At 60.2% G+C, this 19,357-nt stretch carries 20 protein-coding genes; 14 read left to right on the top strand and 6 right to left on the bottom strand.

From position 1 onward, the window contains the following. Positions 1 to 59: 59 nt before the first annotated feature. On the top strand, positions 60 to 692 hold the full coding sequence (locus tag KGA96_RS01440) for a 2OG-Fe(II) oxygenase (RefSeq protein ID WP_223511376.1): 633 nt from the start codon (positions 60 to 62) through the stop codon (positions 690 to 692). Positions 693 to 694: 2 nt separating this feature from the next. Then, a complete protein-coding gene (locus KGA96_RS01435; RefSeq protein ID WP_046039137.1) occupies positions 695 to 1,180 on the top strand; it encodes a DUF523 domain-containing protein in 486 nt (161 codons plus the stop codon). A 123-nt stretch (positions 1,181 to 1,303) separates the two neighbouring features. On the opposite strand, the gene KGA96_RS01430 is transcribed toward KGA96_RS01435, so the two are convergent. Further along, positions 1,304 to 1,894 carry a transporter substrate-binding domain-containing protein gene (locus tag KGA96_RS01430; protein ID WP_046039139.1) on the bottom strand — a complete coding sequence of 197 codons (591 nt, stop codon included), beginning with the start codon at positions 1,892 to 1,894 and terminating at the stop codon, positions 1,304 to 1,306. A gap of 135 nt (positions 1,895 to 2,029) precedes the next feature. Between KGA96_RS01430 and KGA96_RS01425 the strand changes: the two genes are divergently transcribed. After that, positions 2,030 to 2,455 carry a DUF4399 domain-containing protein gene (locus tag KGA96_RS01425; RefSeq protein ID WP_046039141.1) on the top strand — a complete coding sequence of 142 codons (426 nt, stop codon included), beginning with the start codon at positions 2,030 to 2,032 and terminating at the stop codon, positions 2,453 to 2,455. Between the two features lie 114 nt (positions 2,456 to 2,569). Here the strand turns inward: KGA96_RS01425 and serA are convergent, their stop codons facing one another. After that, positions 2,570 to 3,799: a phosphoglycerate dehydrogenase gene (gene serA, locus KGA96_RS01420; protein ID WP_046039143.1), complete on the bottom strand. Its 1,230-nt coding sequence runs from the start codon at positions 3,797 to 3,799 to the stop codon at positions 2,570 to 2,572. Positions 3,800 to 4,003: 204 nt separating this feature from the next. On the opposite strand from serA, the gene KGA96_RS01415 reads away from it, so the two are divergent. The 4 genes from KGA96_RS01415 to KGA96_RS01400 all read left to right on the top strand — a co-directional run bounded on the left by KGA96_RS01415 (position 4,004) and on the right by KGA96_RS01400 (position 8,321). Continuing rightward, positions 4,004 to 5,398, top strand: coding sequence for an FAD-binding oxidoreductase (locus KGA96_RS01415; RefSeq protein ID WP_033052123.1), 1,395 nt, complete (start codon positions 4,004 to 4,006; stop codon positions 5,396 to 5,398). A gap of 38 nt (positions 5,399 to 5,436) precedes the next feature. After that, positions 5,437 to 6,102: a fumarylacetoacetate hydrolase family protein gene (locus tag KGA96_RS01410; RefSeq protein WP_046039147.1), complete on the top strand. Its 666-nt coding sequence runs from the start codon at positions 5,437 to 5,439 to the stop codon at positions 6,100 to 6,102. Between the two features lie 268 nt (positions 6,103 to 6,370). After that, entirely contained in the window at positions 6,371 to 7,297 is a 927-nt protein-coding gene (locus KGA96_RS01405; RefSeq protein WP_046039149.1) for an SdiA-regulated domain-containing protein, read from the top strand. Between the two features lie 106 nt (positions 7,298 to 7,403). Then, on the top strand, positions 7,404 to 8,321 hold the full coding sequence (locus KGA96_RS01400; RefSeq protein ID WP_046039151.1) for an SdiA-regulated domain-containing protein: 918 nt from the start codon (positions 7,404 to 7,406) through the stop codon (positions 8,319 to 8,321). A gap of 144 nt (positions 8,322 to 8,465) precedes the next feature. Here KGA96_RS01400 and rpiA read toward each other — a convergent pair whose 3' ends face one another. Continuing rightward, entirely contained in the window at positions 8,466 to 9,140 is a 675-nt protein-coding gene (gene rpiA, locus KGA96_RS01395; RefSeq protein WP_046039153.1) for a ribose-5-phosphate isomerase RpiA, read from the bottom strand. Positions 9,141 to 9,362: 222 nt separating this feature from the next. On the opposite strand from rpiA, the gene ilvA reads away from it, so the two are divergent. Together ilvA and KGA96_RS01385 are read left to right on the top strand one after the other, a co-directional pair. Continuing rightward, positions 9,363 to 10,877, top strand: coding sequence for a threonine ammonia-lyase, biosynthetic (gene ilvA / locus KGA96_RS01390; protein ID WP_223511374.1), 1,515 nt, complete (start codon positions 9,363 to 9,365; stop codon positions 10,875 to 10,877). 40 nt (positions 10,878 to 10,917) lie between these two features. Next, the gene (locus KGA96_RS01385) at positions 10,918 to 11,343 is read left to right on the top strand and encodes a DUF2269 domain-containing protein (protein WP_046039157.1); all 426 of its coding nucleotides are present in this window, start codon (positions 10,918 to 10,920) and stop codon (positions 11,341 to 11,343) included. Positions 11,344 to 11,436: 93 nt separating this feature from the next. Here the strand turns inward: KGA96_RS01385 and KGA96_RS01380 are convergent, their stop codons facing one another. After that, positions 11,437 to 12,093, bottom strand: a complete 657-nt coding sequence (locus tag KGA96_RS01380; RefSeq protein WP_046039159.1) for an HAD family hydrolase — start codon at positions 12,091 to 12,093, stop codon at positions 11,437 to 11,439. Between the two features lie 143 nt (positions 12,094 to 12,236). Here KGA96_RS01380 and KGA96_RS01375 point away from each other — a divergent pair, with 143 nt between their 5' ends. Further along, on the top strand, positions 12,237 to 12,716 hold the full coding sequence (locus KGA96_RS01375; RefSeq protein ID WP_003229203.1) for an RNA pyrophosphohydrolase: 480 nt from the start codon (positions 12,237 to 12,239) through the stop codon (positions 12,714 to 12,716). A gap of 22 nt (positions 12,717 to 12,738) precedes the next feature. Next, positions 12,739 to 15,018, top strand: a complete 2,280-nt coding sequence (gene ptsP / locus KGA96_RS01370; RefSeq protein WP_046039161.1) for a phosphoenolpyruvate--protein phosphotransferase — start codon at positions 12,739 to 12,741, stop codon at positions 15,016 to 15,018. 159 nt (positions 15,019 to 15,177) lie between these two features. Here ptsP and KGA96_RS01365 read toward each other — a convergent pair whose 3' ends face one another. Next, positions 15,178 to 15,924, bottom strand: a complete 747-nt coding sequence (locus tag KGA96_RS01365; RefSeq protein WP_046039162.1) for an NRDE family protein — start codon at positions 15,922 to 15,924, stop codon at positions 15,178 to 15,180. Positions 15,925 to 16,059: 135 nt separating this feature from the next. Between KGA96_RS01365 and KGA96_RS01360 the strand changes: the two genes are divergently transcribed. From KGA96_RS01360 to KGA96_RS01350, 3 genes are all read left to right on the top strand, one after another. Further along, positions 16,060 to 16,842, top strand: coding sequence for a sulfite exporter TauE/SafE family protein (locus tag KGA96_RS01360; protein ID WP_046039164.1), 783 nt, complete (start codon positions 16,060 to 16,062; stop codon positions 16,840 to 16,842). Between the two features lie 83 nt (positions 16,843 to 16,925). Next, the gene (lgt, locus tag KGA96_RS01355) at positions 16,926 to 17,732 is read left to right on the top strand and encodes a prolipoprotein diacylglyceryl transferase (RefSeq protein WP_046039166.1); all 807 of its coding nucleotides are present in this window, start codon (positions 16,926 to 16,928) and stop codon (positions 17,730 to 17,732) included. Positions 17,733 to 17,781: 49 nt separating this feature from the next. Beyond that, positions 17,782 to 18,753, top strand: a complete 972-nt coding sequence (locus KGA96_RS01350; RefSeq protein ID WP_223511372.1) for a thymidylate synthase — start codon at positions 17,782 to 17,784, stop codon at positions 18,751 to 18,753. Positions 18,754 to 18,875: 122 nt separating this feature from the next. Here KGA96_RS01350 and cadR read toward each other — a convergent pair whose 3' ends face one another. Continuing rightward, positions 18,876 to 19,325 (bottom strand): Cd(II)/Pb(II)-responsive transcriptional regulator, encoded by a 450-nt coding sequence (gene cadR / locus KGA96_RS01345; protein ID WP_046039170.1) that lies wholly within the window; start codon positions 19,323 to 19,325, stop codon positions 18,876 to 18,878. Positions 19,326 to 19,357: the final 32 nt, after the last annotated feature.

Here is a 19,357-nt window from a genome sequence, read left to right as displayed (position 1 = left end):
TCGAGAATTCGTATCAACCCGCTGCGCGGCTCTGTCGGATTTCCGGGCACAGGAATACTATGCGCGCCATGCAAATATCCTCTGATCACCCGCTGCTGCTACGAATCGTCGACGACCTGGCCGAGCACGGCTGGTCGCAGCAGAATATTTTCCTGCCTCTGGATCTGACCCGAGCGCTGGCGGCCGAGTGTCGCAAACGTGCTGCCGAGGGTGAACTGGCTCCGGCCGCCGTGGGCCGTGGGCCGTCATCGGAGATCCGCGAAGGGATTCGTGGCGACCATATCCAGTGGATCGACCTCGGCCAGGCCGAGGTGTGCGACAGCTACCTGAGTTTGATGAACAGCCTGCGCGAGGCGATCAATCGCGGTCTGTTTCTCGGCCTGGAGGATTTCGAAAGCCACTTTGCGATGTACCCGCCCGGAGCCTTCTACCTGAAGCACGTCGACCGCTTTCGCGATGACGACCGGCGCATGGTTTCGGCGGTGGTTTACCTCAATGATGCATGGCTTCCCGAGCACGGCGGCCAGTTGCGCATGTATCTCGACAATGATCGCGTCCACGACGTGCAACCTATCGGTGGCTGCCTGGTGGTGTTTCTCTCCGGAGAGGTTCCCCACGAAGTCCTGCCCGCGACCCGGGATCGCCTGTCGCTGACCGGCTGGTTCCGCCGGCGCGGCAACGAGCCGTTCTGATCATGCAGAAAATTCTCGTCAGCCGTTGCCTGTTGGGCCACCGGGTTCGTTACGACGGCGGGGCCAGCGGGCCGTTCGATCAGCTTCAGCAGTGGCTTGATGAAGGGCGGGTCGTGCCGTTGTGCCCGGAGGTGGCCGGTGGTTTGCCAACACCTCGGGCGGCGGCGGAAATTCCAGGCGGGCAGGGCGCGCAAGTCCTCGATGACCAGGCGATGGTGATCACCACCGAGGGCGAGGATGTCAGTGCGCAGTTTCTGTCGGGGGCGTATCAGGCATTGGAGCTGGTACAAAAGCATGGCATCCGCATCGCCGTCCTCAAGGCCAACAGCCCGTCCTGCGGCAATCTGCTGACCTATGACGGGACGTTCAGCGGCGTGAAGGTCAGTGGAGAGGGCGTGACGGCGGCGCTGCTCAAGCGCCACGGGGTGCAGGTGTTCAGTGAGCTGGAGTTGCCGCAAGCTGCGGCAGCCTTGGCTGTACAAGACTGACAATCACCATGGATTCACTGTGGGAGCGAGCTTGCTCGCGATGGCGGCCTGATATTCAACATCAATGTTGACTGGACTGACCTCATCGCGAGCAAGCTCGCTCCCACAGGTTCTGCATTTACTTCAGTTCTGCAGCTTCGGCACCACACTCGCATCTGCCCCCAACCACTTCTGCTCCAGCGCCTGCAGTCGCCCGTCATCCTTGATCCGCTGCAAGGCGTTTTCCAGGCTGGCATGGAACGCCGGATTACCCTTCTGAAACGGAATCGCCAGGCTCACGGCCGGGTTGGTTTTGGGCTTCTCTTCCGTCAGCGACTGCACCAGCAAAATGGAGCGCGGCTCTTCCTTCTGCGCGATCAATTGCGCATGGGTTTGAATGTAAGGCTCGCTGAAGTCGAAACGATCCTGGAGATCCGGGGTCGCTGCTATGTGGTTGATAGCGATGTCGTACTTGCCGCTTTCGACGCCGGTCAGCAGATCACTGCCGTCGGTGACGACAAAGTCGGCCCGGACATCGAGTTCACTTGCCAGCAGTTGGCCCAACTCGACTTCGAAGCCGGTGAGCTTGTCGTCATCCTTGAAATTGAACGGGGGAGTGTTGGCTTCAACGGCAATGCGCAATTCGCCCCGGTCGTTGACGTCATCAATCAGTTCGGCATGAGCCAAAGGGCTCAAAAGGGGTAGCAGGCAGATCAGGCCAGGCAGAAAGCGCATGGTCACTCCTTTGAATTTATTATCGCGACCCACTGATTCAGGCTCGCTTTGCTATGGTTGTCGAGTGCCTTCGACAACAATTGGCCATGAAGTTGTCATGGTCATGCGGATTTTACGGAAAAACTGGAGAAGAGAATGAAAACCTTTATGTCACGTGCTGCTTTGGCTGGCCTGTTGATGGGTGTTTCTGTGCTGGCCAGTGCTGCAACGCCGGCTCCGAAAGGCGCCGAAGTGTCCATCGTGTCTCCCGAGGACGGTGCGACGATTCCACAGACAGTCGTCGTCAAGTTCGCGGTCGAGAACATTGCCCTGGCGCCGGCGGGCGATCCCACCAAGAACACCGGTCATCACCACGTGCTGATCGACGTCGACGAGCTGCCTGCCGCCGGTGCGCCGATTCCCAAGGATGCCAACCACCTGCATTTCGGCGGTGCGCAGACCCAGGCTGAAATAACGCTCACGCCGGGCAAACACACCTTGCAGCTTGAACTGGGCGATAGCAACCACATACCGTTCGATCCGCCGATCGTTTCCGAGAAGATCACCGTCAATGTGAAATAAAAAAGGGAGCCCGCTTCGCTGGGGCTCCCTTTTTTATAGTTGCAAGCTGCAAGCTATAAGCTTCAAGTCAAAGCAAAGCGAACCTCACTTGCCGCTTGAAGCTTGAAGCTGCTCTTAAAACAACACACGGCTACGGATGGTGCCGTTGACGTGTTGCAGCTTCTCTTGCGCCAGGTCCGAGTACTCGGCGTCGACGTCGATTACCACGTAGCCGACTTTCTCGTTGGTCTGCAGGAACTGGCCGGAGATGTTGATGCCGTTTTCGGCGAAGACCTTGTTGATCTCGCTGAGCACGCCCGGGATGTTCTCGTGGATGTGCAGCAGGCGGTGCTTGCCAGGGTGAGCCGGCAGGGCCACTTCCGGGAAGTTCACGGACGATACCGAAGTACCGTTGTCGCTGTACTTGACCAGTTTTTCCGCCACTTCCAGACCGATGTTGGCCTGGGCTTCAGCGGTGGAGCCGCCGATGTGCGGGGTCAGGATCACGTTGTCCAGGCCACGCAGCGGGCTTTCGAACTCTTCGTCGTTGGAGCGTGGCTCCACCGGGAATACGTCGATGGCCGCGCCGATCAGGTGTTTGTCCTTGATCGCGTCCGCCAGGTGGTCCAGTTCGACCACGGTGCCACGGGCGGCGTTGATCAGGATGCCGCCTTTCTTGATGGCGCGGATTTCCTTCTCGCCCATCATCCACTGGGTGGCGGCGGTTTCCGGTACGTGCAGCGAAACGATGTCGGACATCGCCAGCAGTTCGTGCAGGTTGCCTACCTGAGTAGCGTTACCCAATGGCAGCTTGGTGATGGTGTCGTAGAAGTACACCTGCATCCCCAGGCCTTCAGCCAGGACCGACAGTTGTGTACCGATCGAGCCGTAACCGACGATGCCCAGCTTCTTGCCACGGATCTCGAAGGAGTTGGCCGCGCTCTTGATCCAGCCGCCACGGTGGCAGGAAGCGTTCTTCTCAGGGATGCCGCGCAGCAGCAGGATCGCTTCGGCCAGCACCAGTTCCGCTACGGAACGGGTGTTGGAGTACGGCGCGTTGAACACGGCGATGCCGCGCTCGCGGGCAGCACTCAGGTCGACCTGGTTGGTGCCGATGCAGAAACACCCTACAGCCACGAGCTTCTTCGCGTGATCGAAGATCTCTTCGGTCAGTTGAGTGCGGGAGCGAATGCCGATGAAGTGAGCATCAGCGATCTTTTCCTTGAGCTGGGCTTCCGGCAGAGAACCAGTGAGGTACTCGATGTTGGAATAGCCCGCCGCCTTGAGGACGTCGACAGCCGATTGGTGGACGCCTTCGAGAAGAAGGAACTTGATCTTGCTCTTATCGAGAGAAGTCTTGCTCATCTGCGTAAACCTGTATCCCGGAGAAAAATGGCAGGAAATGGTCAACAGATGCTGACCCGGACGGCAACTAAACCGTCACCGCAGAACAGCCCTTGGGCACTATCCTGCGGGGTCGTTATGCTAGCATATGCACCCCGCTAAACACTCATTCCTGCGACGTGAAGCGTTCTCAGGATGACCATGAATTGTTCGAGAGTTCTGTCGATGACCAATCCTGCCCTGATTGAAGAGCTGAAGACCCTGGTTGAGCCTGGCAAGGTGCTGACCGATGCCGACTCCCTGAATGCTTACGGAAAGGATTGGACCAAGCATTTCGCCCCGGCCCCGACCGCCATCGTGTTCCCCAAGACCACCGAGCAGGTCCAGGCCATTGTCCTGTGGGCCAACAAACACAAGGTGGCGCTGGTGCCGTCCGGTGGTCGTACCGGGTTGTCTGCCGCTGCCGTGGCAGCCAATGGCGAAGTTGTGGTGTCCTTCGACTACATGAACCAGATCCTCGACGTGAACCTCACTGACCGCACCGCCGTTTGCCAGCCGGGCGTGGTCACCGAGCATTTGCAGAACGTCGCCGAAGAAAAAGGCCTGTACTACCCGGTGGACTTCGCTTCAGCGGGTTCGAGCCAGATTGGCGGCAATATCGGCACCAATGCCGGCGGGATCAAGGTGATTCGCTACGGCATGACCCGTAACTGGGTCGCCGGCATGAAAGTGGTCACCGGCAAGGGCGATGTGCTGGAACTGAACCGCGACCTGATCAAGAACGCCACCGGCTACGACATGCGTCAGCTGTTCATCGGTGCCGAAGGCACCCTCGGGTTCGTGGTCGAAGCGACCATGCGCCTGGACCGCGCACCGAAAAACCTCACCGCGATGGTTCTCGGCACCGCCGATTTCGACTCGATCATGCCGGTGCTGCACGCCTTCCAGAGCAAGCTTGACCTGACCGCCTTCGAGTTCTTCTCCGACAAAGCCCTGGCCAAAGTCATGGCTCGCGGCGATGTACCGGCGCCGTTCGAATCCGATTGCCCGTTCTACGCGCTGCTGGAATTCGAAGCGACCACCGAAGAAGTGGCCAACCACGCCCTGGAAACCTTCGAGCACTGCGTCGAGCAGGGCTGGGTGCTGGACGGCGTGATGAGCCAGAGCGAAACCCAGCTACAGAACTTGTGGAAGCTGCGCGAATACATCTCCGAAACCATTTCCCACTGGACGCCGTACAAGAACGACATTTCGGTCACCGTATCGAAAGTCCCGGCATTCCTGAAAGAAATTGACGCGATCGTCGGTGAACACTACCCGGACTTCGAAATCGTCTGGTTCGGCCACATCGGCGACGGCAACCTGCACTTGAACATCCTCAAGCCGGATAACCTGAGCAAGGATGAGTTCTTCGCCAAGTGCGCCACCGTCAACAAGTGGGTGTTCGAAACCGTCGAGAAGTACAACGGTTCGATTTCCGCCGAACACGGCGTGGGCATGACCAAGCGTGACTACCTGACCTACAGCCGTTCACCGGTCGAGATCGAGTACATGAAAGCGGTCAAGGCGGTGTTCGACCCGAACGGCATCATGAACCCGGGCAAGATTTTCGCTGTTTGATTTTCGAACTTTAAGAGCCAACGAAGCAGGAGTCGGTAATGAGCTATCAGCACCAGTATGTCGACGGTACGCGCATTCACTTCCCGCTGGGGAAAGTGGTGTGCATCGGCCGTAACTACGCCGAACACGCCAAGGAACTGGATAACCCGGTGCCGACCGAGCCGCTGCTGTTCATCAAGCCGGGCAGTTGCGTGGTGCCGCTGGAAGGCGGTTTCAGCATTCCGACCGAGCGCGGTTCGGTGCATTACGAGGCGGAAATCGCGGTTTTGATCGGCAAGCCGTTGTCGACCAAGCCGAGTCGTGAAGAAGTACTCGATGCCATTTCCGGCTTCGCCCCGGCCCTGGACCTGACCCTGCGCGACAAGCAGGCCGAGCTGAAATCCAAGGGCCTGCCCTGGGAAATCGCCAAGTCCTTCGACGGCGCGGCAGTGCTTGCTCCGTTCGTGTCTGGCAGCTCGTTTGCTGACCTGACCGACATCGGCATCCGCCTGACCATCAACGGTGAAGTGCGCCAGGACGGCAACAGCAGCGCAATGCTCAACCCGATCGTGCCGATGATCCAGCACATGGCCGGTTGCTTCTCGTTGCAGGCCGGGGACGTGATCCTCACCGGCACGCCAGTGGGCGTTGGTCCGCTGAATGTCGGTGACGAGATCGTTCTGGAATTGCCAGGCGCCAGCAGTTTCACCAGCAGCGTTCGCTGATCCAGGCGTCGCTGTACCCTGTGGGAGCGAGCTTGCTCGCGATAGCGGTCTATCATTCAACATCTCTGTTGACTGACACGGCCTCATCGCGAGCAAGCTCGCTCCCACAGTAGTATTTGGTGGGCTGAAGTCCGGATTCCACACAGTTCAACCCTGTCATTTCCCGTTTTTTTCACATCCAGTCTGGATAATTTCAGTGCTATTGGCCTCTGAGCCGGCCCCAAACTGTGCTATTACCCCTAGCCTGAATCTCTGGAACGCATCCCCGATGGTCACTCCTCCGCTTTCCACGCTTGAACCTGTCCGCCGCTCGCGCTTCGCCTTGCGTTGGTACATCTGGCTGCTGTTGGTGGCCGTTGTCGCCTACGGCGTCGCATTTGCCATGCAGTGGGATTCGCGGGGCGTGCTCTGGGTGAAAGAGCAATTCAAAAGCCCGGCCGAGCGTCAGGCGAGCATCTGGCTGCCGGACTATCGGGCGGTGATCGATGCCAAGCCATTGCCGGGCATGGAGAAGGATGAAGCATCGGACTTGGCCTACGACCCTCAGACCAAGACCCTGTTTTCGGTGATGGGCAAGAACCCGTTCCTGGTCGAGCTGACATTACAGGGCGATGTATTGCGCAAAATGCCTCTGGTCGGCTGGAGCAACCCTGAGGGCGTCACCGTGCTGGGCGACGGCCGGCTGGCCATTGTCGATGAGCGCGAGCATCTGATCGCTATCGTCCAGGTCGATGCCGATACCCGCGAATTGAATATCGCCGACTTCCCGAAATACGACCTCGGGCCTTCCAAGGACCAGAACAAGGCGTTCGAGGGTGTCACCTGGGACCCGCGCAATCAGCAACTGCTGTTGGGCGAAGAGCGCCCGCCGGCATTGTTTGCCTGGAAAGGTGACGGCAAGGTTCTGACCGGCGACAAGCTGAAACTGGCCAGCCATGCACTGGACATGCGCAACCTGTCTGCCCTGGCCGTCGATCCACGGACTGGCCACATGCTGGTGTTGTCCGCCGACTCGCACCTGTTGCTGGAGCTGGACAAGATGGGTGAGCAGGTCAGTTTCATCACCCTGCTGCGTGGCTTCAACGGCCTGAAAAATACCATTCCGCGTGCTGAAGGCGTGACCATGGATGAAGCGGGCACGTTGTACATGGTGAGTGAGCCGAACCTGTTTTATCGCTTCGAAAAACAGAAGTAATCAACGCCTGCGCTGATTGCCTGTACGTAAAAGGCCAGTGGCCATTAAGCTTCAGTTCAGACGGGCGTGATATTTCATCCGCCCGTTTTGACCCGAGCCCGCCCGAATGCATCGATTTGCCCGCCCCAAATCCCTGATTCTGATCCTGTCGGTGGTCTTGCTGATCGCGTTGATAGCGATCGCCCAGTACATGCGTCTGTTCGAGCGCGCCTGGTTCAATCTGCATACGCTGTGGCAGCCGGTGAGTTCCCGGTCCATGGGGCTGGACCAGTATCAGGTCGTGACCGAAGCGCAGGTGATCGATGGCCTGGCTGACAACGTTTCGGCGTTGACCTACGACCCGATACGCAAAAGCCTGTTCACCGTCACCAACAAACGGAGCGAGCTGGTCGAGTTGTCCCTCGACGGCAGGGTTTTGCGCCGTGTGGCGCTGCTCGGGTTCGGTGATCCGGAGGCGGTGGAGTTCATCAGCGAGGACATCTACGTGGTGACTGACGAAAGCCAGCAGCGGCTGATCAAGATTCGTCTGGAGCAGGACACCACCTTCGTCGATGCGGCAGACGCCGAGCAGATGACCATTGGCGTACACATGGGCAGCAACAAGGGCTTCGAGGGTCTGGCTTACGACTCTGTGGGCAAACGCCTGTTCGTCGCCAAGGAGCGCAACCCGATGCTGATCTACGAGGTACACGGTTTTCCGCGCTTCAACCCTGAAGACTCCTACTCGGTGCACGTGATCAACGACCCCAAGCGTGATGCCGGGATGTTCGTGCGGGATCTGTCGAGCCTGCAATACGACGAGCGCAGCGGGCATTTGCTGGCGCTGTCGGATGAGTCGCGATTGATTCTGGAGCTGGATGTGGATGGGCGTCCGCTGAGCACAATGTCATTGAGCAAGGGGCACCAGGGGTTGCAAAAAACCGTGCCGCAGGCCGAAGGGATCGCCATGGGAGACGACGAAACGCTGTACCTGGTGAGCGAGCCGAACCTGTTCTACGTGTTCAAGAAGCCAACGCAACTCTAGCCAACACCACAAAACACTGTGGGAGCGAGCTTGCTCGCGATAGCGGTCTGTCATTCAACATATCCGTCGACTGACACGGCCTCATCGCGAGCAAGCTCGCTCCCACAGGTCATTCATCTGCTCAGAAAATCTGGGCAGTCTGGCTTATTCCGCGCGCAGGGTCTTCACGCCCTCGCTCGTACCCAGCAACAACAGATCCGCCGGACGTGCCGCGAACAAACCGTTGGTGACCACGCCGACGATCGCATTGATCTGCGTTTCCAGTTCCACCGGATTGGTGATCTGCATGTTGAACACGTCGAGGATGATGTTGCCGTTGTCGGTCAGCACGCCTTCGCGGTAAACCGGGTCGCCGCCGAGTTTCACCAGCTCACGGGCCACGTGACTGCGGGCCATCGGGATCACCTCCACGGGCAGCGGGAAAGTACCGAGGACCGGCACCAGTTTGCTGGCATCGGCGATGCAAATGAAGGTCTTGGCCACGGCCGCGACAATCTTCTCGCGGGTCAGGGCCGCGCCGCCGCCCTTGATCAGGTTCAGGTGCTCGTCGCTTTCATCGGCGCCGTCGACGTAGAACTCCAGGTCGCTGACGGTGTTCAGTTCGTAAACCGGAATCCCGTGGCCCTTGAGGCGCGCGGCGGTGGCTTCGGAACTGGCGACGGCGCCATCGAATGCGCCCTTGTGCTTGGCCAGCGCGTCGATGAAGCAGTTGGCGGTGGAGCCGGTGCCGACCCCGACGATGCTCTTGTCGTCGAGTTTCGGAAGGATGAAGTCGACGGCGGCCTGAGCCACTGCCTGTTTGAGTTGATCCTGGTTCATGCGGGCTCCGGGGTGCCGAGGAGGGGACGAAAGGCCGGCATTATAGGCTTCGGGGCGGGGAAGGTCATTGCCCGATTGGCAGGTCAAAAGATCGCACCTGTAGGGGCTGCCGAAGGCTGCGATCTTTTCGCTGGCTTAAAACCACCTGTTTAGTGTGGTCGCCCGCCCAAAATGCGGGTTAGACTCCTTGGTCCTGCCCAACCCGCTCAGTGATGCTTTCCGATGCTTGAACAGTACGTCAAAAAGATCCTCACCTCGCGCGTTTATGACGTTGCCGTAGAAACCCCGCTGCAGACTGCCCGCCAGCTCTCCGAGCGGCTGGGCAACAGCATTTGGCTCAAGCGCGAAGACTTGCAGCCGGTGTTCTCGTTCAAGATTCGCGGCGCCTACAACAAGTTGACCCGGTTGAGCGACGAAGAACGCGCTCGCGGTGTAGTTACCGCGTCGGCGGGCAACCATGCCCAGGGTCTGGCCTTGGCGGCAAAGGTGTTGGGCGTGAAAGCGACCATCGTCATGCCCAAGACCACCCCGGAGATCAAGGTCGAAGGCGTGCGCTCCCGTGGCGGCAAAGTGGTGCTGCACGGCGATTCGTTCCCGGAAGCCCTGGCCTACTCGCTGAAACTGGTCGACGAAAAAGGCTACGTCTATATTCACCCGTACGACGACCCCCACACCATTGCCGGGCAGGGCACGGTGGCGATGGAGATTCTGCGCCAGCACCCACAGCCACTGGATGCGATTTTCGTCCCGGTGGGTGGCGGCGGCCTGATCGCCGGCATCGCGGCGTACGTGAAATATCTGCGCCCGGACATCAAGGTCATCGGTGTTGAGCCGGACGACTCCAATTGCCTGCAAGCCGCCATGGCAGCGGGCGAGCGCGTGGTGCTGCCGACTGTGGGCATCTTCGCGGACGGTGTTGCCGTGGCCCAGATCGGTCAGCACACCTTCGACATCTGCAAAGATTATGTCGATGAAGTGATCACCGTCAGCACCGACGAAATCTGCGCCGCCATCAAGGATATCTACGATGATACCCGCTCGATCACCGAACCTGCCGGCGCCTTGGGCGTGGCGGGGATCAAGAAGTATGTCGAGCAGCGCGGCGTCAGCGGCCAGACCTTCGTGGCCATCGACTCCGGGGCCAACGTCAACTTCGACCGCCTGCGCCACGTCGCCGAGCGTGCGGAGCTGGGCGAAGGCCGCGAAGCGATCATCGCCGTGACCATTCCCGAGAAACCGGGCAGCTTCAAGGCGTTCTGCGAGGCCATCGGCAAGCGCCAGATCACCGAATTCAACTACCGCTACAACACCGGCAGCGAAGCGCACATCTTTGTCGGCGTGCAGACCCACCCGGAAAACGACCCGCGTAGCGCGTTGATCGCCAGCCTGAGCGAACAGGGTTTCCCGGTGCTGGACCTGACCGACAACGAACTGGCCAAGCTGCACATCCGCCACATGGTCGGCGGGCGTGCGGCGCATGTGGTCGATGAAGTGGTCCTGCGTTTCGAATTCCCGGAGCGTCCGGGCGCGCTGTTCAACTTCCTCAACAAGCTCGGCGGGCGCTGGAACATCTCGATGTTCCACTACCGCAACCATGGCGCGGCCGATGGCCGGGTCGTCGCGGGCCTGCAAGTGCCCCACGACGAGCGCCACTTGGTGCCGGCGGCGCTGGAAGAAATCGGTTACCCGTACTGGGACGAAAGCGACAACCCGGCCTATCAGCTGTTTCTTGGCTGAACAGCTACGCTGACGGGCAAGGCAATAAGGAGTTCTGACAATGGAAACGTTAACTGCCCTGAAAGCGGCGCACATGGTGGCAACTGTTGTACTGCTGGCTTGTGCGCTGGGGCTGGGAGTCTGGGTTTTGCTTGCGCGGCGCAAGGGTGACGCGACAGCGGGTAGTCGCACCTTGCAGCGGCCAAGGGTGTTTGTCTGGCTGCTGATGGGGCTGGCGCTGCTGAGCATGCCGTTTACCGGCTGGTGGATGGTGCATCTGGTGGGCTGGCCGCTGGGGCAGACCTGGTTGCTGGCCTCCAGCGTGCTTTACACCGTGGCGGCACTGGCGTGGTTCTGGCTGCTGGTGCGGCTCAACAAACTGCGCAAGACGCCGGCTGGGGTGGGGAAATTCACCTTTGCCTTGGCGTTGTTCAGTTTTGTCTGTCTTGTGGCCATTGCCGGGTTGATGGGTGCCAAGCCTGTTTAAGGCTGGAGACCGTATCGACCCAATCGCGAGCAGGCTCACTCCTACATTGGAATGCGTTCCCCTGTAGGAGTGAGCCTGCTCGCGATAGCAATGTTAGTCGCGCAACGAAATCACCGGCCAACCCCGCTTCTCGGCCTCGGCCCGCAGATTCGGGTCGGGATCAACCGCTACCGCATGAGTCACCTGCTCCAGCAACGGAAAATCATTCATCGAGTCGCTGTAGAAGTAGCTGTCTTCCAGCGTAAACCCGGTTTCTTCCAGCCAGCGATTCAAGCGCGTCACCTTGCCCTCGCGGAAGCACGGCACGTCGGTGCTGCGCCCGGTGTAGCGGCCGTCGAGCATTTCGCATTCGGTGGCGATCAGTGTTTCGACACCCAGGCGCTCGGCAATCGGCCCGGTGACGAAGCGATTGGTGGCGGTGATGATGACCAGTTTGTCGCCGGCCGCGCGGTGCTTGGCCAGCAACTCGATGGCCTTGGGCAGCAGGATCGGTTCGATGCAGTCGCGCATGTAATCGCTGTGCCACTGATCCAGCGTGGCCATTTCGGTGCGGCCGAGCACTTCCAGGCAGAAGTTCAGGTAGGCGGCGTTATCCAGTTTGCCGGCCAGATAATCCTGGTAGAACGCATCGTTGCGAGCCTTGTAGGCGACGGCGTCGAGAAAGCCGCGCTCGCACAGGTAATCGCCCCAAGCGTGATCGCTGTCACCGCCCAGAAGGGTGTTGTCCAAATCGAATAAAGCCAGGCGCATTACAGTTACCCGCTGAAAAGTCAGTAAAAAGGCGACAAGAATACGGTCTTTTCACAAGAGTGCACATAAGGTAGGAACCTTCGTTGCCGCCTTAACAACCTTTGTGGAACAATGCGGCGACATGCGTTTGCGAGGTTGTTGCCGTGATCGACCCCGATGGTTTTCGCCCCAATGTCGGGATCATTCTGACGAATGACGCCGGCCAGGTGCTATGGGCTCGCCGAATCAATCAAGATGCCTGGCAGTTTCCGCAGGGTGGAATCAACCCCGAAGAGACGCCGGAAGACGCCTTGTACCGCGAGCTGAACGAAGAAGTGGGCCTGGAGCGCGAAGATGTTGAAATTCTCGCCTGCACCCGGGGCTGGTTGCGCTATCGTTTGCCGCAACGTCTGGTACGTACCCACAGCCAACCGCTGTGCATCGGCCAGAAACAGAAATGGTTTCTCCTGCGCCTGATCTCCAACGAGCAGCGGGTGCGGATGGATTTGACCGGTAAACCGGAATTCGATGGCTGGCGCTGGGTCAGTTATTGGTATCCGTTGGGCCAGGTGGTGACATTCAAGCGCGAGGTGTATCGACGCGCTCTCAAAGAGCTTGCCCCGCGCCTTTTAGCGCGCGACTGACGACGGAGTTCGACCCCGAGCCATGCTCAATACGCTGCGCAAGATCGTCCAGGAAGTTAACTCCGCCAAGGATCTCAAGGCGGCGTTGGGGATTATTGTGTTGCGCGTCAAAGAGGCCATGGGCAGCCAGGTCTGCTCGGTCTACCTGCTTGATCCGGAGACCAACCGGTTCGTGCTGATGGCCACCGAGGGCTTGAACAAGCGCTCGATCGGCAAGGTCAGCATGGCCCCCAACGAAGGTCTGGTGGGTCTGGTCGGCACGCGTGAAGAACCCCTGAACCTCGAAAACGCCGCGGACCACCCGCGCTACCGCTACTTCGCCGAAACCGGTGAAGAGCGCTACGCCTCGTTCCTCGGTGCACCGATCATTCACCACCGCCGCGTCGTCGGCGTGTTGGTCATCCAGCAAAAAGAACGTCGCCAGTTCGATGAAGGGGAAGAAGCCTTCCTCGTGACCATGAGCGCGCAACTCGCCGGTGTTATCGCCCACGCCGAAGCCACCGGTTCGATCCGTGGTCTCGGCCGTCAGGGCAAAGGCATCCAGGAAGCCAAGTTCATCGGCGTGCCGGGTTCGCCAGGTGCGGCGGTCGGTACGGCGGTGGTCATGCTGCCACCGGCCGATCTGGATGTGGTGCCGGACAAGAGCATCGCTGACATCGACGCCGAGCTCAAACTGTTCAAGACCGCCATCGAAGGCGTACGCGCCGACATGCGCACGTTGTCCGCCAAGCTCGCCACGCAGTTGCGCCCGGAAGAGCGGGCATTGTTCGACGTCTACCTGATGATGCTCGACGATGCCGCGCTGGGCAGCGAAGTCACCACCGTGATCAAGACCGGCCAGTGGGCCCAGGGCGCCTTGCGCCAAGTGGTCACCGATCACGTCAACCGTTTCGAATTGATGGACGACGCTTACCTGCGCGAGCGTGCATCCGACGTCAAGGACCTCGGTCGTCGCCTGCTCGCCTACTTGCAGGAAGAGCGCCAGCAAACCCTGGTCTACCCCGACAACACCATTCTGGTCAGCGAAGAACTGACGCCGGCGATGCTCGGCGAGGTGCCGGAAGGCAAGCTGGCCGGTCTGGTATCGGTGCTCGGCTCCGGTAACTCCCACGTCGCGATCCTGGCGCGTGCCATGGGCATCCCGACGGTGATGGGCCTGGTCGACCTGCCGTACTCCAAGGTCGACGGCATACAGATGATCGTCGACGGCTACCACGGCGAGGTCTACACCAACCCGAGTGACGTGCTGCGCAAGCAGTTCGCCGAAGTGGTCGAGGAAGAGAAACAACTGGCCCTCGGGCTGGATGCGCTGCGCGATCTGCCGTGCGTGACGGTCGATGGCCACCGCATGCCGCTGTGGGTCAACACCGGCCTGCTGGCGGATGTGGCGCGCGCGCAGAAGCGCGGTGCCGAAGGCGTGGGCCTGTACCGCACCGAAGTGCCGTTCATGATCAACCAGCGTTTCCCGAGCGAAAAGGAACAACTGGCGATCTACCGCGAGCAACTGGCCGCGTTCCACCCGCAACCGGTGACCATGCGCAGCCTGGACATCGGCGGTGACAAGGCGCTGTCGTACTTCCCGATCAAGGAAGACAACCCGTTCCTCGGCTGGCGCGGCATTCGCGTCACCCTCGACCACCCGGAAATCTTCCTGGTGCAGACCCGCGCCATGCTCAAGGCCAGCGAAGGCCTGAACAACCTGCGAATCCTGCTGCCGATGATTTCCGGCACCCATGAGCTCGAAGAAGCCCTGCACCTGATTCACCGCGCCTGGGGCGAAGTGCGCGACGAAGGCACTGACGTGCCGATGCCGCCGGTTGGCGTGATGATCGAGATTCCGGCGGCGGTGTATCAGACCAAGGAACTGGCGCGGCAAGTGGACTTCCTGTCGGTCGGTTCCAACGACCTGACCCAGTACCTGTTGGCTGTGGACCGCAACAACCCGCGGGTGGCCGACCTCTACGATTACCTGCACCCGGCGGTGCTTCAGGCGCTGCAGAACGTGGTGCGTGATGCCCACGCCGAAGGCAAGCCAGTGAGTATCTGCGGTGAAATGGCCGGTGACCCGGCGGCGGCGGTGCTGTTGATGGCGATGGGTTTCGACAGCCTGTCGATGAACGCCACCAACTTGCCGAAAGTGAAGTGGATGCTGCGCCAGATCAACCTGAGCAAGGCCAAGGAATTGCTGGCTGAGCTGATGACCATCGACAACCCGCAAGTGATTCACAGCTCGTTGCAATTGGCGCTGAAGAACCTCGGGTTGTCGCGGATGATCAATCCGGCAGCAATCAAGCCTCTCTAAAACGCTGACGGCCCCTGTGGCGAGGGAGCTTGCTCCCGCTGGAGTGCGAAGCGCTCCTAATCCGGCTAATGCGGTTTTTCAGAAAAACTGCGGTAGCTGGATTGCAACTGCTTCGCAGCCGAGCGGGAGCAAGCTCCCTCGCCACAGGACCGCGCCAGATCAAATTTTTAGTTCCACTTCCCCAAGATGCCCGCCATACGGCCCGAAACTTCTTTCGACCAGATGCAATGTCCCATCCGCCTGCACAATCAACGCCGTACTCGCCCGCGTTCCATAGCTCTGACTGGCAATGAACACGCTCGACAACAGAGTTTCAGTGGCCAGTCCCACTCCGGTATCCGGCAACTCGGCAAACGGCGCGGTTTGCGCATCGCTCAATAACGCCAGCAGCGCCTGAGGCTGCGGATCATCCAGTACCTCGCTCAAGGCAGCCTTGGCCTTGAGCAGTTTCGGCCATGGCGTATCCAGCCCGGCGTTCGACACGCCGTAGACTCCCGGTTGCAGCATCACGGCTTGCGATTCCCGGGCATTGAAGTGCCAAAGCTCGTTTCTGTTGCCAACCAGTAGATTGAACCCGCCATATTCAGGCGAACGTCTGACAACGTCGGCCAAATAGTCATCAATCGAGCAATCGCCCTCGAGGAATCGCGCGACCAGCTCCCCACGAGACTTGCGCCCCGGCGGTCGATGGGGATCGCGAATATTGGTCAGCGCCGCAAATCGTCCGTTGGCGCCGACACCGAGCCAGGTGCCACCGGCCTCGAGGTCGCGCCCCGCATGCACATGCGGCGCTTCGGGCCATGGCGCCAGCGGCAGGCTGGGGCGGGCGTAGAACTCATCGCGATTGGCCGCCACGACCAGCGGCTGGGCATGACCCGGTCGCCAGGCAAAAACAATCAGGCACATCAGGCTGTCCTTGTGTGTTTTTTGTTCACTCTACGCAGACATCGCTCATCGATCCATCGCCTTGCACAGTGGAGCTTGAGGCCATGCATCCGTTACCATGCCGCTCCGGTTTTGGGGAGGCGAGCGGGGACGACCATGGAATTTCTGCTCTATCTGGCGCTCGGCGCCTGTGCGGGTGTGCTCGCCGGGCTGTTTGGCGTGGGCGGCGGGATCATCATCGTCCCGGTGCTGGTGTTCAGCTTCACGGCCCAAGGGTTCGATCCGTCGATCCTCACGCATCTGGCAGTGGGTACCTCCCTGGCGACGATCATCTTTACTTCGGTCAATTCGGTACGTGAGCATCACCGCCGTGGCGCTGTACGTTGGCCGATCTTCATGTGGATGACCGTTGGCATTCTGATCGGTGCCGGGTTCGGCGCGCTGACGGCGGAAGCGATCTCCGGCCCCAACCTGCAGAAACTCATTGGCGTATTCGCCCTGGTGATCGCCGCTCAGCTTGCGCTGGATGTCAAACCCAAGGCCAGCCGAACCGTGCCGGGCAAACTCGGTCTGACCGTGGCCGGCAGTGTAATTGGCTGGGCTTCGGCGATTTTCGGCATTGGCGGCGGTTCGTTGACCGTGCCATTCCTGACCTGGCGCAGTGTGCCGATGCAGCAAGCCGTGGCCACTTCATCGGCCTGCGGTCTGCCGATTGCCCTGGCCAGTGCATTAAGTTTCATGATTCTGGGCTGGCACGATCCGTTGCTCCCGGCCCATAGTCTCGGTTTCATTTACTTGCCGGCGTTGCTGGGCATTGCCCTGACCAGCATGGTCTTCGCCCGCTTCGGTGCGCGACTGGCCCACAACCTGTCGCCAAAGTTGCTGAAACGGCTGTTTGCCGCTTTGCTGTTCTGCGTCGGCCTGAACTTCCTGCTCTGACGGGCAGCGCAATCCTGGCTTAATCCTGAGGTGGCAGCGTCGCCCGGGAATTTTTAAGATTTGAACTCTAACGAGGAGTCGCAATGCTGCCTTACCCGCAGATCGACCCGGTGGCCCTGGCCATCGGTCCGCTGAAAATCCACTGGTACGGTCTGATGTACCTGATCGGCATCGGCGGCGCCTGGCTGCTGGCGTCCCGCCGCTTGAACCGCTTCGACCCGACCTGGACCAAGGAGAAACTCTCCGACATGGTGTTCTGGATGTCGATGGGGGTGATCGTCGGCGGGCGACTGGGTTATGTGCTGTTCTACGATCTGAGCGCCTATCTGGCCAACCCGACGCTGATTTTCGAAGTGTGGAAGGGCGGCATGTCGTTCCATGGCGGTTTCATCGGCGTGATGCTGGCGGCGTTGTGGTTCGGCAAGAAGAACAACAAGTCGTTCTTCCAGCTGATGGATTTCGTTGCGCCGATGGTGCCGATTGGCCTGGGCGCCGGGCGTATCGGCAACTTCATCAACGCCGAGCTGTGGGGCAAGGCAACCGATGTGCCGTGGGCGATGGTCTTTCCGACCGATCCGGCGCAACTGGCGCGTCACCCGTCGCAGTTGTACCAGTTCGCCCTCGAAGGCGTGGCGTTGTTCCTGATCCTCTGGCTGTTCTCGCGCAAGCCGCGGCCGACCATGGCGGTATCGGGGATGTTCGCGCTGTTCTATGGCATCTTCCGTTTCATCGTCGAGTTCGTCCGCGTACCGGACGCCCAGTTGGGCTATCTGGCCTGGAACTGGCTGACCATGGGCCAGGTGCTGTGCGTGCCGATGATCGTCGGCGGTCTGTTCCTGATCTGGCTGGCGTATCACCGCGCCCCGGCGACTCCAGCGGCAGCCGTATAAAATTCGAACCCCGCAGCGATGGTTGCGGGTTCAAGGACACAGGTAATTCATGAAGCAATATCTCGAACTGGTCGCCCACGTCATCAAGAACGGCACCAAACAGGCCAACCGTACCGGTGTGAACACCATCAGCTTTCCCGGTGCGATGCTGCGTTATGACCTGCAGGAAGGTTTCCCGGCGATCACCACGCGCAAGATGGCGTTCAAATCGGCCATCGGCGAAATGTGCGGGTTCCTGCGCGGCGTGAACAACGCTGCCGAATTCCGGGCGTTGGGCTGCAAGGTCTGGGACCAGAACGCCAACGAAAACGCCCAGTGGCTGGCCAACCCGTTCCGTCAGGGCGAAGACGACCTCGGCGAAATCTACGGCGTGCAATGGCGCAAATGGCCGGCGTACAAGCAGATCCCGGTCAGCAACCCGGCTGCTATCGAGCAGACCCTGAAGCAAGGCTACCGCCAGATTGCCGAAGGCGAGGAGGATGGCCAGGCCTACGTGGTGCTGTACAAGGCCATCGACCAGGTTCGCCAGTGCGTCGACACCATCATCAAGGACCCGGGCAGCCGCCGCATCCTGTTCCACGGCTGGAACTGCGCCCAGCTCGATGAAATGGCGTTGCCGCCGTGCCACTTGCTGTACCAGTTCCACCCGAATGTCGAGACCAAAGAGATCTCTCTGACCCTCTACATCCGCTCCAACGACCTGGGCCTGGGCACGCCGTTCAACCTCACCGAAGGTGCTGCGCTGTTGAGTCTGATCGGTCGTCTGACGGGCTACACGCCGCGCTGGTTCACCTATTTCATCGGTGATGCCCACGTCTACGAAAACCACCTGGAGATGCTCAACGAACAGCTCAAGCGCGAGCCGTTCCCGATGCCGAAACTGGTGATTTCCGACCGTGTGCCGGAGTTTGCCAAGACGGGTGTTTATCAGCCTGAATGGCTGGAGCTGGTGGAACCGGGCGATTTCTCGCTGCAAGACTACGAGCACCACGCGCCGATGACCGCGCCGATGGCGGTCTAAAAAACCACCACCGACCCTGTGGGAGCGAGCTTGCTCGCGATAGCGGTTTGTCAGTCACATCAATGTTGAATGTGCCGCCGTCATCGCGAGCAAGCTCGCTCCCACAGGGTTTTGTGTTGTTTTCAGTGGCCGTGACTACGGCCAACATGGGAATGCTCAACCTCCGTCGCCACAACCCCGCCGCTCACTTCCAGCCGCTGCAAAATCCCGCATTGATCGACCTCCGGCCCCTCGCCGCAGCGTTGGCGCAGGTCGAGCAGTTGTGTCTGCAAGGCCAGCAAGCCGTCGATCCGCGCCTTGACGTGGTGGATGTGCTCGTCGATCAGCGCGTTGACGCTTTCGCACTGGTCCTGCGGACTGTCGCGAAACGCCAGCAGGCTGCGGATTTCTTCGAGCGTCATGTCGAGGGTGCGGCAGTTGCGGATGAAGGTCAGGCGCTCGGCGTGAGGCTGGGTATAGACGCGATAATTGCCGTCACTGCGGGCCGGTTCCGGCAGCAGGTTCTCGCGCTCGTAATAGCGGATCGTTTCCACGGCGCAGTCCGTGAGTTTTGCCAACTCTCCAATTTTCATGACGCCAATCTCCAAAACTCCAGAATGGGTGC

Source organism: Pseudomonas sp. GL-R-26, from assembly GCF_019947365.1.
Classification (GTDB): Bacteria; Pseudomonadota; Gammaproteobacteria; order Pseudomonadales; family Pseudomonadaceae; genus Aquipseudomonas.
This window is presented reverse-complemented; position numbering and strand designations above follow the sequence as displayed.